This window comes from Pantoea deleyi (assembly GCF_022647325.1).
Lineage (GTDB): Bacteria > Pseudomonadota > Gammaproteobacteria > Enterobacterales > Enterobacteriaceae > Pantoea > Pantoea deleyi.
In genome coordinates this window covers 1,274,610-1,289,018 of the sequence record NZ_CP071405.1, presented here as the reverse complement: position 1 = coordinate 1,289,018, position 14,409 = coordinate 1,274,610, and the positions used below count along the sequence as shown (strand labels likewise).

At 57.7% G+C, this 14,409-nt stretch carries 12 protein-coding genes; 4 read left to right on the top strand and 8 right to left on the bottom strand.

Going from position 1 to position 14,409, the window contains the following annotated elements:
* The first annotated feature begins 358 nt into the window (after nt 1–358).
* The 3 genes from nrdA (at nt 359) to yfaE (ending at nt 4,112) form a co-directional block, all read left to right on the top strand.
* Nucleotides 359–2,644 carry a class 1a ribonucleoside-diphosphate reductase subunit alpha gene (nrdA, locus tag J1C59_RS06210; RefSeq protein WP_128084677.1) on the top strand — a complete coding sequence of 762 codons (2,286 nt, stop codon included), beginning with the start codon at nt 359–361 and terminating at the stop codon, nt 2,642–2,644.
* Between the two features lie 74 nt (nt 2,645–2,718).
* Nucleotides 2,719–3,849 carry a class Ia ribonucleoside-diphosphate reductase subunit beta gene (gene nrdB, locus J1C59_RS06205; protein ID WP_128084678.1) on the top strand — a complete coding sequence of 377 codons (1,131 nt, stop codon included), beginning with the start codon at nt 2,719–2,721 and terminating at the stop codon, nt 3,847–3,849.
* Between the two features lie 2 nt (nt 3,850–3,851).
* Nucleotides 3,852–4,112, top strand: a complete 261-nt coding sequence (gene yfaE / locus J1C59_RS06200) for a class I ribonucleotide reductase maintenance protein YfaE (RefSeq protein WP_128084679.1) — start codon at nt 3,852–3,854, stop codon at nt 4,110–4,112.
* 99 nt (nt 4,113–4,211) lie between these two features.
* On the opposite strand, the gene J1C59_RS06195 is transcribed toward yfaE, so the two are convergent.
* Both J1C59_RS06195 and elaB read right to left on the bottom strand, forming a co-directional pair.
* Complete coding sequence (locus J1C59_RS06195; RefSeq protein ID WP_128084680.1) at nt 4,212–5,408, bottom strand: nicotinamide mononucleotide deamidase-related protein YfaY; 1,197 nt, start codon at nt 5,406–5,408, stop codon at nt 4,212–4,214.
* 194 nt (nt 5,409–5,602) lie between these two features.
* A complete protein-coding gene (elaB, locus tag J1C59_RS06190) occupies nt 5,603–5,914 on the bottom strand; it encodes a stress response protein ElaB (protein ID WP_111140114.1) in 312 nt (103 codons plus the stop codon).
* A gap of 335 nt (nt 5,915–6,249) precedes the next feature.
* Here elaB and J1C59_RS06185 point away from each other — a divergent pair, with 335 nt between their 5' ends.
* Complete coding sequence (locus tag J1C59_RS06185) at nt 6,250–7,908, top strand: glucan biosynthesis protein D (RefSeq protein WP_140916968.1); 1,659 nt, start codon at nt 6,250–6,252, stop codon at nt 7,906–7,908.
* Between the two features lie 33 nt (nt 7,909–7,941).
* Here J1C59_RS06185 and J1C59_RS06180 read toward each other — a convergent pair whose 3' ends face one another.
* The 6 genes from J1C59_RS06180 to nuoJ all read right to left on the bottom strand — a co-directional run bounded on the left by J1C59_RS06180 (nt 7,942) and on the right by nuoJ (nt 14,401).
* A complete protein-coding gene (locus J1C59_RS06180) occupies nt 7,942–8,400 on the bottom strand; it encodes a GNAT family N-acetyltransferase (RefSeq protein WP_128084681.1) in 459 nt (152 codons plus the stop codon).
* Nucleotides 8,401–8,528: 128 nt separating this feature from the next.
* On the bottom strand, nt 8,529–9,986 hold the full coding sequence (nuoN, locus tag J1C59_RS06175; RefSeq protein ID WP_128084682.1) for an NADH-quinone oxidoreductase subunit NuoN: 1,458 nt from the start codon (nt 9,984–9,986) through the stop codon (nt 8,529–8,531).
* A gap of 6 nt (nt 9,987–9,992) precedes the next feature.
* Nucleotides 9,993–11,513: an NADH-quinone oxidoreductase subunit M gene (gene nuoM / locus J1C59_RS06170; RefSeq protein ID WP_128084683.1), complete on the bottom strand. Its 1,521-nt coding sequence runs from the start codon at nt 11,511–11,513 to the stop codon at nt 9,993–9,995.
* A 205-nt stretch (nt 11,514–11,718) separates the two neighbouring features.
* Nucleotides 11,719–13,554 carry an NADH-quinone oxidoreductase subunit L gene (gene nuoL, locus J1C59_RS06165; RefSeq protein ID WP_128084684.1) on the bottom strand — a complete coding sequence of 612 codons (1,836 nt, stop codon included), beginning with the start codon at nt 13,552–13,554 and terminating at the stop codon, nt 11,719–11,721.
* A complete protein-coding gene (gene nuoK / locus J1C59_RS06160; RefSeq protein ID WP_003854236.1) occupies nt 13,551–13,853 on the bottom strand; it encodes an NADH-quinone oxidoreductase subunit NuoK in 303 nt (100 codons plus the stop codon). The genes nuoL and nuoK overlap by 4 nt, the downstream gene beginning before the upstream one ends.
* Nucleotides 13,850–14,401 (bottom strand): NADH-quinone oxidoreductase subunit J, encoded by a 552-nt coding sequence (gene nuoJ / locus J1C59_RS06155; RefSeq protein ID WP_128084685.1) that lies wholly within the window; start codon nt 14,399–14,401, stop codon nt 13,850–13,852. The genes nuoK and nuoJ overlap by 4 nt, the downstream gene beginning before the upstream one ends.
* Nucleotides 14,402–14,409 lie beyond the last annotated feature (8 nt).

The following is a 14,409-nucleotide window of genomic DNA, read 5'->3' as shown; positions in this document are numbered from 1 at the left end:
GACCCTGCTAGCGGCTTTTGACTATTTTTCCTCCCTTTTGGTGAAGAATCGGAAGGATTGAATAAGAAATACGCGCCCGATCAAAGTTAGAAAAAAAAGTGTGATCTGGTTGACATGATGGCAGGCCTTACAAGGCGTGGCCTAAGAATTTTCGGCAGAAATACAACCCCTCCAGCCATCATTTTTTGCTCTTGTTAACCCGCCGCAAAATACTAAAATATGCCCCCATGTAGTTATGGCTTTTCCCATCACCCCCTAGATGTAGTGTTTATCCACATATTATTCACAATGAATAGGCTGTGTATAAACCGGGATTTCTTTTAATTTTTGGATACTCACGCAAAGGTAAAAACGCGACATGAACCAGAGTCTGCTCGTTACTAAACGCGATGGCCGCCAGGAGCGCATTGACCTCGACAAAATTCACCGTGTGCTGGACTGGGCTGCCGAAGGGCTGAACAACGTCTCTGTCTCACAGGTGGAACTGCGCTCTCACATTCAGTTCTATGATGGCATCAGGACCTCTGACATTCATGAGACCATCATCAAGGCCGCAGCAGACCTTATCTCTCGCGATGCCCCTGACTATCAGTACCTGGCTGCCCGCCTGGCCATCTTCCACCTGCGCAAAAAAGCGTATGGTCAGTTTGAGCCGCCGAAGCTCTACGACCAGGTGGTTAAAATGGTTGATCTGGGCAAATACGATCGCCACCTGCTGGAAGATTACAGCAAGGAAGAGTTTGCACAGATGGACGAGTTCCTCGACCACTGGCGCGACATGAACTTCTCCTATGCCGCCGTGAAGCAGCTGGAAGGCAAATATCTGGTGCAGAACCGCGTCTCCGGCGAAATCTACGAGAGCGCGCAGTTCCTCTACATTCTGGTCGCGGCCTGCCTCTTCTCCGGCTATCCGCGCGATACCCGTATGGATTACATCAAGCGTTTCTATGATGCGATCTCGACGTTTAAAATCTCGCTGCCGACCCCGATCATGTCCGGCGTACGTACCCCGACGCGTCAGTTCAGCTCCTGCGTGCTGATCGAGTGCGGCGACAGCCTCGACTCCATCAACGCCACCTCCAGCGCCATCGTGAAATATGTTTCTCAGCGTGCCGGTATCGGCATCAACGCGGGTCGTATCCGTGCGCTGGGCAGCCCGATCCGGGGCGGTGAAGCGTTCCACACCGGCTGTATCCCGTTCTACAAACATTTCCAGACCGCGGTGAAGTCCTGTTCTCAGGGCGGCGTGCGTGGCGGTGCGGCTACGCTGTTCTACCCGATGTGGCATCTGGAAATTGAAAGCCTGCTGGTGCTGAAAAACAATCGTGGTGTTGAAGGCAACCGCGTGCGTCACATGGACTATGGCGTCCAGCTCAACAAGATGATGTATCAGCGCCTGCTGAAAGGCGAAGATATCACGCTGTTCAGCCCGTCTGACGTGCCTGGCCTGTATGACGCCTTCTTCGCCGATCAGGATGAATTTGAGCGCCTCTACACCAAATATGAGCAGGATCAGAGCATCCGTAAGCAGCGCGTCAAAGCGGTCGATCTCTTCTCGCTGATGATGCAGGAACGCGCCTCAACCGGCCGTATCTACATCCAGAACGTTGACCACTGCAACACGCACAGCCCGTTTGATCCGAGCATCGCGCCGGTTCGCCAGTCTAACCTCTGCCTGGAAATCGCCCTGCCGACCAAACCGCTGGAAGACGTGAACGACGAAAACGGTGAGATCGCCCTCTGTACGCTCTCCGCGTTCAACCTTGGCGCGATCGAAAGCCTCGATGACCTGGAAGAGCTGGCGACCCTGGCCGTCCGCGCCCTTGATGCCCTGCTCGATTATCAGGATTACCCGATCCCGGCCGCTCAGCGTGGGGCGATGGGTCGTCGTACCTTGGGTATCGGCGTCATCAACTACGCCTACTACCTGGCGAAACATGGCGTGCGCTACTCCGACGGCAGCGCAAATGGCCTGACGCACAAAACCTTTGAAGCCATTCAGTACTACCTGCTGAAAGCCTCAAACGAACTGGCGAAAGAGCAAGGTGCCTGCCCGTGGTTCAACGAAACCACCTATGCGCAGGGCATTCTGCCAATCGACACCTACAAGAAAGACCTGGATGCAATCAGCAACGAACCGCTGCATCTCGACTGGGAAGCGCTGCGTGAAGCGATCAAAACGCACGGCCTGCGTAACTCCACGCTGTCGGCGCTGATGCCGTCTGAAACCTCGTCGCAGATCTCCAATGCCACCAACGGCATTGAGCCGCCACGCGGCCATATCAGCATCAAAGCTTCCAAAGATGGCATCCTGCGCCAGGTGGTGCCGGAGTATGACCGTCTGAAGGATCAGTATGAGCTGCTGTGGGAAATGCCAAACAACGACGGCTACCTGCAGCTGGTGGGTCTGATGCAGAAATTCATCGACCAGGCGATCTCCTCCAACACCAACTACGATCCTTCACGCTTTGCCAACGGCAAGGTGCCGATGAAGCAGCTGCTGAAAGATCTGCTGACCGCGTATAAGTTCGGCGTGAAAACGCTCTACTATCAGAACACCCGTGACGGTGCGGAAGATGCGCAGGATGACCTGGCACCTTCTATCCAGGATGATGGCTGCGAGAGCGGCGCCTGTAAGATCTAATGGTCAGGCGGGAGATCGCTCCCGCCTCATTCATTTCACGAGGCCTGGCTTCGTCTACTTTTTGGACAACATTTATGGCTTACTCCACTTTCTCACAGAACAAAAATGATCAGCTGAAAGAGCCGATGTTTTTCGGTCAGTCGGTAAACGTGGCGCGCTTCGACCAGCAAAAATATGACATCTTTGAAAAGCTGATCGAAAAGCAGCTCTCCTTCTTCTGGCGTCCGGAAGAAGTGGACGTTTCCCGCGACCGCATCGATTATCAGGCGCTGCCTGAGCATGAAAAGCATATTTTCATCAGCAACCTGAAATATCAGACGCTGCTGGATTCGATCCAGGGCCGCAGCCCGAACGTGGCACTGCTGCCGCTGATCTCGATTCCTGAACTGGAAACCTGGATCGAAACCTGGGCGTTCTCCGAGACGATCCACTCCCGTTCTTACACCCATATCATCCGTAACATCGTCAACGATCCGGCGCTGGTGTTCGACGATATCGTCACCAACGAGCAGATCCTGGCGCGTGCGCAGGATATCTCCCGCTATTACGACGATCTGATCGAGATGACCAACTACTGGCATCAGCTGGGCGAAGGCACGCATCAGGTCAACGGCAAACAGGTTGTCGTCAGCCTGCGCGCGCTGAAGAAGCAGCTCTACATCTGCCTGATGAGCGTCAATGCGCTGGAGGCGATCCGCTTCTACGTCAGCTTCGCCTGCTCGTTCGCTTTCGCTGAGCGTGAGCTGATGGAAGGCAATGCCAAAATCATCAAACTGATCGCCCGCGACGAAGCCCTGCACCTGACCGGTACGCAGCACATGCTGAACCTGCTGCGCAGCGGTGAAGACGATCCGGAGATGAAAGAGATCGCCGCCGAGTGCCGGGAAGAGTGCTTCGAGCTGTTTAAGAAAGCCGCGCTGCAGGAGAAAGAGTGGGCGGACTATCTGTTCAGTGGCGGCTCAATGATCGGCCTGAACAAAGATATTCTCTGCCAGTACATCGAGTACATCACCAACATCCGTATGCAGGCGGTGGGCCTGGATCTGCCGTTCCAGACCCGCTCAAACCCGATCCCGTGGATCAACTCCTGGCTGGTCTCTGACAACGTGCAGGTTGCTCCGCAGGAAGTGGAAGTGAGCTCCTATCTGGTGGGTCAGATCGATTCTGAAGTGGGCGCTAACGACTTCGACGACTTCCAGCTGTAATCATGAGCCGCGACGTTGTTATTCTGCGCAGTTCCGGCACCCGGCTGGAATGCACGGACGAGCACACCAATCTGCTGACGCTGCTGGAGGCGAACAACCTCTGCGTCGAGTTTCAGTGCCGCGAAGGCTACTGCGGCTCCTGCCGGATGCGGCTGCTGAAAGGGGAAGTCCACTACCCACAGCAGCCACTGGCCTTTGTGCAGCAGGATGAGATCCTGCCCTGCTGCTGCAAAGCCAAAGGCGAGATTGAGCTTGAGTTATAAGGCTGGCCATCAGGCCTGGCTCTGCGTGATGTGACGTCAGATCAGGAAAAGGTCAGAAGCAGAACGGGCGCCTCAGGCGCCCGTTCTCTTTTGCGGAGATTACTGCCGGACAGTTTCCACCACCTCAATCCAGCCGTGACCGGTACTCACCTCACTGCCATGAAGCCAGCGGCGCAGCATGTTCATCGCCATCATCGCCACCACCTTCTGCCGCGTCTCCAGATTATGGCGACCGGTGCTGAACTTTACGCGCTGCCCCACGCTGCCGTCCGGCGTATGCAGCGCGATCGAAATCGCCTCCTGATCCAGACTACCGACCGAGAGCGCCAGGGCCGCCTGCTGCTGCGCCGCAAGCTGACGGGTGCGGGCGACCTGATGCTCCAGCGTCTCCGGCTGCGGCGTCAGAATATCCGCACCGCGCAGCGGTACGCTGGCAGACGCCAGCTGCCAGTAGAGCAGCCCGGCGGTGTATTGCTCGCTGACCGCCAGCTGCGCACCCCGCTGCTCCAGCTCGCGGGCCAGCAGCGCCGGTAACCCTTCCGTGCCTTCGAAGATCGTGCATTCTGCCAGTTGCAGACGAACCTGCTGCCACGCCTGCTCCATCGCCACCCGCTGGCTCGCCGGGCCGGTAAGCTTGATCTCGATGATCGGCATAGAGGAGCGATAGCCCATCACCACCCCTTCCGGCAGCGGCAGCGGCTCCAGCCCGGCGGCGATATCGCTTTCACCGCGCCCAAAGGTCGTCAGCCGCAGGCAGATCGGCGGCTCAGGCGGTGAAAATTTCGCTTTCAGCCGCGGGATGATCTGCTGCTCCACCATCACTTTAAACTCCGACGGTACGCCGGGCGTAAAGAAGATCCAGCAGCGATTCAGTTGCAGGGCAAAGCCGCAGGCGGTGCCGACCGGATTATCGATCAATTCTGCGCCGGCCGGGATCTCAGCCTGCTTGCGGTTGCTGGCCGCCATGACGCGTCCCCGGCTGGCGAACCACGCTTCCATCTGCGCCAGCCACGCGTGCTGCATCTCCAGCTCTACCCCGCAGGCTCTGGCGGCGGCCAGCGCGCTGAGATCGTCGCTGGTCGGCCCCAGGCCGCCATTCACAATCAGCACATCCGCCTCATGGCTGCGCGCCTGCAGCGTGGCAATCAGCGACTCAAGGGAGTCGCCCACCGTGGTGCGGCTGGTCATAGGCAGACCCTGCTGAAACAACACATCCGCCAGCCAGGCGGCGTTGGTATCGACGATTTGGCCATGCAGCACCTCATCCCCGGTCGATAGCATCTCTACTCTCATCACGTCGGGTTCTCCTTTTCACGTTTGCTTAACTGTAGGAAGTCCGCCAGCGAAACACAATTGGTCATGTCAGCGAATGTGACGGTGACGTGCGGAGCCGCACGTGGCGTATAAGCGAAGGGGATGGCGCAGGAGAAAGAAACAAAAACGGCGGGACTGGCCCGCCGTTTATTCAGGTGAGTGTCAGCCAGTTGCGATTAGCGACTTGCCAGCAGCAGACCCAGCACCAGGCCAGCCGTTGCGCCGATACCGACGCCCTGCCACGGTTTTTCGTGCACATAGTCGTCAGCACGGTAGGCAGCCTGTTTCGCGCGATAGTAGTAGCTGTCGGACGCCTGGCTGACGCGGGATTTCACGTCGTTCAGCGCCTGTTCGGCTTTGCTTTTAAGCTCAATGTACTTCTGGTCAGCCGGGTCGCCTGATGATTTAAGCACTTCTTCCAGCGTTTCAGTCAGTAACGCAATATCGTCATCGAGGCCCGTTTCGAATTGATTTGTCTGATTTACCATCGTTTCCTCCGTGTGAATTGCAAAGCAGTTCATTAACTATAGTCACAATCTGGCGAACTGCCGTTTTCCTGCGCCAGGAATCCCCTGATTTTTCATCTGCTAAAAACAGAGGATCCCGGTGGCCTGCCGCTTCGCTGCGCAAAGAAGTGTAAGACGCAGCGGCGGCCCCTGAATTTCGCTTCGCTTCTTTGATTAATCTGATAAATTTTAGCGTGACTGAATTTTCCAGTAACCCTGCTGTCGTACCCCTCTGTTGCCTGTGATTATCGGGCCATGAAAGTGCACTCTGCACGACAGTCACGACACACTCGAACAGCTAAGGAATGATCTCTGGCATGAATCGAAGAATGTTTATGAAAGCGTCAATGGCCTTCTCGGCCGTCAGCGGCATGACCGGCCTCTCCACGCTGTTTGCGCAATCCGCATGGGCAGAAGATGGCATTGCTGACGGAAACGCCGTGCGCTTCGATTTCGACGTACTGAAGAAAAACGCGGCAGCACTGGCGAAAAAGCCCTGGGGCGGCGCGCCTGGCGCACTGCCGGAGACCCTGGCTACGCTGACACCGCAGGCGTACAACGAAATTCAGTATGATGCGAATCACTCGCTGTGGAACAACCTGCCGGATCGTCAGCTGGATGTGCAGTTCTTCCATGTGGGAATGGGCTTTAAGCGGCGCATCCGCATGTTCTCTGTGGATGGCGAGAGCCGTGAGGCGCGGGAAATTCACTTCCGCCCGGAGCTGTTCAACTACAACAACGCCAGCGTCGACACGAAGCAGTTGGAGGGCAAAACTGACCTCGGCTTCGCCGGTTTCCGCGCCTTTAAAAAGCCAGAGCTGGCACGACGCGATATCGTCTCCTTCCTCGGTGCCAGCTATTTCCGCGCGGTTGACGAAACCTTCCAGTACGGCCTCTCCGCACGCGGCGTTGCCATCAATACCTTCAGCAACGGACAGGAAGAGTTCCCCGATTTCACCGCCTTCTGGTTTGAAACGCCAAAAGCGGAGGACACCACCTTCACCTGTTACGCCCTGCTGGATGGTGCCAGCCTCACCGGCGCCTACAAGTTCATTATCCACTGCGAAGAGAAGCGCGTGGTGATGGAGGTGGAAAACCACCTGTTCGCCCGTAAAGAGATCCGCCAGATTGGTATCTCGCCGATGACCAGTATGTTCAGCTGCGGCACCAACGAGCGCCGCATGTGCAACACCTATCATCCGCAGATCCACGACTCCGATCGCCTGGCGATGTGGACGGGGAAAGGTGAATGGATTGCCCGTCCGCTGAACAATCCGCAGCGCCTGCAGTTCAACGCCTACGAAGATGAGAATCCCCGTGGCTTTGGCCTGCTGCAGCTCAATCACGACTTCAAAGATTATCAGGATGTGATCGGCTGGTATGACAAACGGCCGAGCCTGTGGGTGGAGCCGGTCGGCAAGTGGGGCAAAGGGGCGATCAACCTGATGGAGATCCCGACCACCGGTGAGACCCTGGATAACATCGTCTGCTTCTGGCAGCCGTCTGAGCCGGTTAAAGCGGGCAGCGAGCTGAGCTTCGCCTATAAACTCTACTGGAGTGGTCTGCCGCCGGTGCGCAGCGGTCTGGCGCGCGTTGACGCCACCCGTACCGGTATCGGTGGCTTCCCGGAAGGCTGGGCGCCAGGCGAACACTTCCCGGACACCTGGTGCCGCCGCTTCGCCATCGATTTTATTGGTGGTGACCTGCAGGCCGCCGCGCCGAAAGGTATCGAGCCGGTGATCACCGTCTCATCCGGCAGCGTGAAGCAGGTTGAGATCCTCTATGTCGATCCGCTGAAAGGCTACCGCATCCTGTTTGACTGGTATCCAGACAGCGACTCCACGCAGCCGGTGGAGATGCGCCTGTTCCTGCGCAGCAAAGAGGAGACGCTGAGCGAAACCTGGCTCTATCAGTACCACCCGCCCGCGCCGGATCAGCGTAAATATGTCGACGACCGCCAGATGACGGTAGGTTGATGAAAAAAGGCGAGACTCCGGTCTCGCCTTTTCTTATGGTGCGTTCTTCCGCATATCGACGTGCGGGATACCATCCTCCAGATAGCGCTCCCCCACCGCGATGAACCCGTGCCGCTGATAGAAATTTTCCAGATGGGCCTGCGCGGAAAGAAAGAGGTCACGCCCCGGCCAGTGCTGCTGACAGCGGCCGATAGCCTGCTCCATCAGCCGGTTACCCAGCCGCGCGCCCCGCACCCGATCTGAAACGATGACCCGTCCGATCTTCACCGGGCTGCTCTCATCCTCCGGCGAGAGAAGGCGCGCATAGGCCACCAGCTGCCCCGCGGCCATGCCCAGCAGATGGCGGTTGTCCGCCCGCAGATCGTTGCCATCCACATCCAGATAGGCGCACTGCTGCTCCACCACGAACACGGCGCTGCGTAACGCCAGCAGCGCATAGAGCTCATGCGGCGTGAGTTCACTGTGATGTCTGTCCTGCCAGTCAATATTCATCGTCTCTCCCTGCGGAATGAAAGGGATACATTACCTCAGCGCGCGCCGGCCCGCATCTGCCGGTTAGCCGATCTTCAGACAAAAAAAATCAGGCCCGGAGGCCTGATTGATTCGTCGCAGAGCGCGGTTTACATCAGTGGCTGCGCCATCTGCACCAGCCTGATGAGCGGCTGCGGGTAAACCCCTAACAGCAACACCAGAATGGCGGAGATCAGTACCACCACACCACCGGCCGTAAACGCCCAGTTCGCCGGGGTATCGCGGGTATGCAGTTCCGGCGGGCTGAGGTAGAGGCTCACGGTCACGCGCAGGTAGTAGTAGAGGCCAATCGCACTGCCCGCTACCACGGCACCGGTCAGCCACCAGAGGTGGGCGCTGACGCCTGACGCGATCACGTAGAACTTACCGATAAAGCCCAGCGTCATCGGGATACCGGCCAGCGACAGCATCATCACGGTCATGACCGCAGACAGGATTGGACGATGCCAGAACAGACCACGGTAAGAGTAGAGCGAGTCGGCATCCGGGCCACGATACGGGCTGGACATCAGGCTCACCACGCCAAAGGCGCCCAGGCTGCTGAAGAGATAACCCGCCAGATAGACGCCGGAGGTTTCCAGCGACAGCTGATGATCTTTCACCGCAATCAGCGCCACCAGCAGATAGCCGAGGTGCGCGATCGAGGAGTAACCCAGCAGACGCTTGATGTTGCTCTGCGAAATCGCCATCAGGTTACCGAACAGAATCGATACGAAGGCGATCACCGCCAGCACGGTGCGGACGGCTTCGCTGTCGGTCACCGGCGCATACATGAACAGGCGCATGATGACACCGAAGATCGCAATCTTACTAGCGGTAGCCAGGAAGGTGGAGACCGGCGCAGGCGCACCCTGATAGACATCCGGCGTCCAGAGGTGGAATGGCACCAGCGAGAGCTTAAAGCCCAGGCCGATGATCATCATACCCAGCCCCACCAGCAGCAGCGGTTCGTGGATCATGCTGTCCGTCAGACTCTTGCCCAGCGCCACGAAGCTCAGGTTGCCCGAATCTGCGTAGATCAGCGCGATGCCAAACAGCAGGAATGAAGAGGCCGCCGCCGACAGAATGGTGTATTTCAGCGCCGCTTCCAGCGAACGTTTCTGGCGGAAGGCGTAGCCAATCAGACCAAACAGCGGCAGTGACAGCAGTTCAATCCCGATGAACAGCGCGGCCAGATGGTTAGCGCTGGCCAGCACGATGCCGCCCAGGGCCGCAATCAGGACCAGCAGATAGAACTCATCTTTGTTGTCCGGGAAACCGGCCAGCCACGGATAGGCAAAGGTACAGGTCGCCAGGCTGGCCAGCATCACCAGCGCGGTATAGAACATCGCGTAGCCATCGATACGCAGCAGCGGCGTCACATCCATCGCGCCAACCTGCCCGACAAAGTAGAGCGAGAGCAGCGCCAGGTTCAGGCCAACCACCGTTAGCGTGGCGTTAACGAAGTGGTTGCGTCGCCAGGCAATGGACAGCATCACAACCACCACCGTCAATCCGACGATTAACAGCGGCAGCAACGCAATCAATTGTTGAGGAGTTATTGTCATGGCGAATTACGGCCTTGTAGTTGAAATTGAAGCGGTAAACCACTGCTGAATATTGCTCATGGCAGCGTGCGAAGTATCCAGAATCGGCTGTGGATAGACGCCCAGCAGCACCAGCAGCACCACCAGAACACCGATGGTCATAAACTCACGCGGGGACATGCCCGGCAGCGGATCTTTCGATTTCGCTTCGCCGTAGTAAGCGCGCTGCATCATCACCAGCGAGTAAACCGAGGCGAACACCAGACCAAAGGTCGCGATGACGATAATCGTCGGCACCACCTGGAAACTGCCTGTCAGGATCATAAATTCGCCGACGAAGTTACCGGTGCCCGGCATACCGAGGTTGGCGACCGCGAAGAACAGCGACAGGCCCGGGATCCATTTGATGCGCGACCAGAGGCCCCCCATCTGACGCATATCACGGGTATGCAGACGCTCATAGAGCTGACCACACAGGATGAAGAGTGCCGCAGCGGAGAGACCGTGCGCAATCATCTGAATCACCGCACCCTGCAGCGCCAGCTGGCTGCCGGTGTAGATGGCAATCAGCACAAAGCCCATGTGCGAAATCGAGGTGTAAGCGATCAGGCGTTTGATATCGGTCTGCGAGAAGGCCATCCAGGCGCCGTAGAAGATACCGATGATGCCTAACCAGTTGGCAATCGGCGCAAACTCGGCGGAGGCGTTCGGGAACAGCGGCAGACTGAAGCGCAGTAAACCGTATGCTGCGGTTTTCAGCAGAATACCGGCCAGGTCGACGGAGCCTGCGGTCGGTGCCTGACTGTGCGCATCCGGCAGCCAGCCGTGTAAAGGCACGACCGGCATCTTCACGGCAAAGGCGATGAAGAAGCCCAGCATCAGCAGGTATTCCACGCCGCTCGACATCGGGGTCTGCAGCAGCTGCTCATAGCTGAATGTCCAGACGCCGGTTGCGTTGTAGTGAACAAACACCAGGCCCAGAATCGCAATCAGCATCACCAGGCCCGACGCCTGGGTATAGATGAAGAATTTGGTCGCCGCGGAGATACGGGTTTTACCGTCTGACGCTTTATGACCCCAGAGCGCGATGAGGAAGTACATCGGCACCAGCATCATTTCCCAGAAGAAGAAGAACAGGAACAGGTCGATGGAGAGGAACACACCGATCACGCCGCCCAGGATCCACATCAGGTTCAGGTGGAAAAAGCCCTGATACTTCGAGATCTCGTTCCAGGAACAGAGCACCGCCATCAGACCCAGCAGGCCGGTCAGCACCACCATCAGCAGCGACAGCCCATCAATGGCTAAATGGAAGCTGATGCCGAAGCGTGGGATCCAGGGAACGGAGAAACTTGACTGCCACTGCGGAATGCCCGCTGCCTGCGTCAGTGAATAGCCTCCCTGCAACCAGAGTTGCAGCGAAAGCGCCAACGTCAGCCCCATGGTGATCAGCGCGATCCAGCGTGGCACCTTCGCGCCGAGGCGCTCAGTGAGCCAGCAGATCAGACCGCCGACGAAGGGTATGATAATTAGCCAAGGTAATAACACGGCACACTTCCCTTATATTTCCTTTTCTGAGCTATCCTACTCGCCATTTTCACCCCCGGCTGTGCTGGCAACCCTCACATACCTCGGTATGCTCCGGTCGCTGTGCGCTGGCGGTGATGAAACTGGCTGCGTCGATAACGCTCATTACTCAGGTTATTTTGACATTCTTCATTGGGGTGAGCGAACTCACCCCGCTCATCAATCTTTAAATCACCAGCAGCAGAGCCAGCACCAGCACGGCACCGACGCTCATTGACGCCACGTACCAGCGCAGGTAGCCGTTTTCACTGACGACGAGGCCTTTGTTAGCTACACGTGACAGCAGTGCAGGCAGGTTCATCACGCCATTCAGTGGGTCGCGCTTCAGCAGCCACGCAATGCCCAGATAGGGTTTGATGAACACTTTGTCGTAGAGCCAGTCGAAGCCCCAGGCCGCAAACCACCAGGTGCCGAAGAAACGGCCCGGTGCGCTGTTTGCGATACGGGTAACCAGCTCACGTTTGCCCAGCCACAGCGCCGCTGCAATCAGAATGCCGACGATTGCGACAACGCCTGAGGTGATTTCCAGTCCCACTTTGCCCGCTTCACCAAATTCATTGGCTGGCAGAACGCCCGCCAGCGGTGGCGTGATCAGCGCACCAATGAAGGTGGAGAGCAGCAGCAGCACGATCAGCGGCAGATGGTGAGTGATGCCTTTGCCAGCATGCGCGTGGATTTTCTCTTCACCGTGGAACACGATAAAGATCATGCGGAAGGTGTAGATAGAGGTCAGGAACGCCCCGACCAGACCCGCCACCATCAGATTGATGTGCCCGTTAGCCAGTGCGCCAAACAGGATCTCATCTTTACTGTAGAAGCCCGCCGTAATCAGCGGCAGGGCCGCCAGCGCCGCGCCACCGACCAGGAAGCAGGTGTAGACCAGCGGAATGCTCTTACGCAGGCCACCCATTTTGAAAATGTTCTGCTCGTGATGGCAGGCCAGAATCACGGAACCCGACGAGAGGAACAGCAGCGCTTTGAAGAAGGCGTGCGTCATCAGATGGAAAATCGCCGCGTCCCAGGCCTGAACACCCAGCGCCAGGAACATGTAGCCGATCTGACTCATGGTGGAGTACGCGAGAACACGTTTGATGTCGGTCTGCACCAGCGCCGCGAAACCGGCCAGCACCAGCGTAATGGCCCCGATAATCCCCACCAGATGCAGCACTTCCGGCGTCAGCAGGAAGAGGCCGTGGCTGCGGGCGATCAGATAGACGCCCGCCGTCACCATGGTCGCGGCGTGGATCAGCGCCGAAACCGGTGTCGGACCGGCCATCGCATCCGCCAGCCAGGTCTGTAATGGCAGCTGCGCCGATTTACCGACCGCGCCACCCAGCAGCATCAGTGTCGCCCACTGCAGCATATGGTTGTCGGCGGCGAAATGCGCCGGCGCCAGTTCCATCATCTCGCGGAAGTTCAGCGTGCCCAGTTCGTTGTAGAGGATGAACAGGCCGAAAGCCAGGAAGACGTCGCCGACGCGGGTGATGATGAACGCTTTCATCGCCGCTTTGCCATTTTCCGGATTGCTGTAGTAGAAGCCGATCAGCAGATAGGAGCAGAGCCCTACCCCTTCCCAGCCCAGATACATCAGCATCAGGTTATCGGCCAGCACCAGAACCACCATGCTGGCGATAAACAGGTTGGTGTAGGCGAAGAAGCGGGAATAGCCCTCTTCTCCACGCATATACCAGGAGGCGAACATGTGAATAAAGAAGCCGACGCCGGTCACGACCGACAGCATGGTCAGCGACAGGCCATCCAGCGTCAGGTTGACCTTCATGTCAAAGTTGCCGACATGCATCCAGGTCCAGAGTGACTGGGTGTAAGCCTGCTGGCCGTTAGCGAAGAAGTCGAAACCGATCATCGCCGTGGTCAGGGCCGCCAGCCCCACCGATCCCATACCCACCGTGGCCGACAGGTTCTCAGACCAGCGACCGCGCGAAAACGCTAACAGCAGAAAGCCGATTAGCGGAAACAAGACAGTTAAATAGAGAAGATTCATCCGCGCATCTCGCTCACAGTATCAATGTTCAGCGTCTGACGACGACGATAGAGCTGAAGCAGCAGTGCCAGACCGATACTGGCTTCCGCTGCCGCCAGGCTGATCGCCAGGATATACATCACCTGTCCATCGGCCTGACCCCAGTAGCTTCCGGCAACCACCAGAGCTAAAGCGGCGGCGTTGATCATGATTTCAAGGCCGATCAGCATAAACAGCAGATTGCGGCGTATCACCAGCGATGTCAGTCCGAGGACAAACAGCACGGCGGCAAGAATCAATCCATGTTGTAACGGGATCATGCGCTCTCCTTTTTCACCTGGGCGGCGTCAGCAGGACGGTTGCTCAGGACTTCACCCTGACGCTCTTCACGACCAATGTGGAACGCCACGACCAGACCCGCCAGCAGCAGCATTGAAGCCAGCTCAACCGCCAGAACATAAGGACCAAACAGGCTGATACCGACCGCTTTCGCGTCGATAACGGTGCCATCGATGCCCTGATCGTTGGCCGTCAGAATGGCATAGACCATCACCACCAGCAGCAGCAATGACACCAGACCCGGACCAATCCACAGTGACGGGCTGAGCCACTCGCGCTCCTGCTTCTCGGTCTGTTTGCCCAGGTTCAGCATCATGACCACGAAGACGAACAGCACCATGATGGCCCCGGCGTAAACGATGATCTCCAGCGCACCGGCAAAGTAGGCGCCCATCGAGAAGAAGACACCCGCGATCGATAACAGCGACACGATCAGGTACAGCAACGCATGTACCGGATTAGTGTGGGTGATGACGCGCAACGTCGTCAGCACCGCCACCAGTCCGCAAAGATAAAACGCAAATTCCATGCCTTGCT

Bases quoted from the DNA above. Each gene is read 5' to 3' on its own strand.
- nrdB (WP_128084678.1), top strand. From the start codon at position 2,719: ATGGCTTACTCCACTTTCTCACAGAACAAAAATGATCAGCTGAAAGAG.
- yfaE (WP_128084679.1), top strand. From the start codon at position 3,852: ATGAGCCGCGACGTTGTTATTCTGCGCAGTTCCGGCACCCGGCTGGAA.
- nuoJ (WP_128084685.1), bottom strand. From the start codon at position 14,401: ATGGAATTTGCGTTTTATCTTTGCGGACTGGTGGCGGTGCTGACGACG.
- elaB (WP_111140114.1), bottom strand. From the start codon at position 5,914: ATGGTAAATCAGACAAATCAATTCGAAACGGGCCTCGATGACGATATT.
- nuoN (WP_128084682.1), bottom strand. From the start codon at position 9,986: ATGACAATAACTCCTCAACAATTGATTGCGTTGCTGCCGCTGTTAATC.
- nrdA (WP_128084677.1), top strand. From the start codon at position 359: ATGAACCAGAGTCTGCTCGTTACTAAACGCGATGGCCGCCAGGAGCGC.
- J1C59_RS06180 (WP_128084681.1), bottom strand. From the start codon at position 8,400: ATGAATATTGACTGGCAGGACAGACATCACAGTGAACTCACGCCGCAT.
- J1C59_RS06185 (WP_140916968.1), top strand. From the start codon at position 6,250: ATGAATCGAAGAATGTTTATGAAAGCGTCAATGGCCTTCTCGGCCGTC.
- nuoK (WP_003854236.1), bottom strand. From the start codon at position 13,853: ATGATCCCGTTACAACATGGATTGATTCTTGCCGCCGTGCTGTTTGTC.
- nuoL (WP_128084684.1), bottom strand. From the start codon at position 13,554: ATGAATCTTCTCTATTTAACTGTCTTGTTTCCGCTAATCGGCTTTCTG.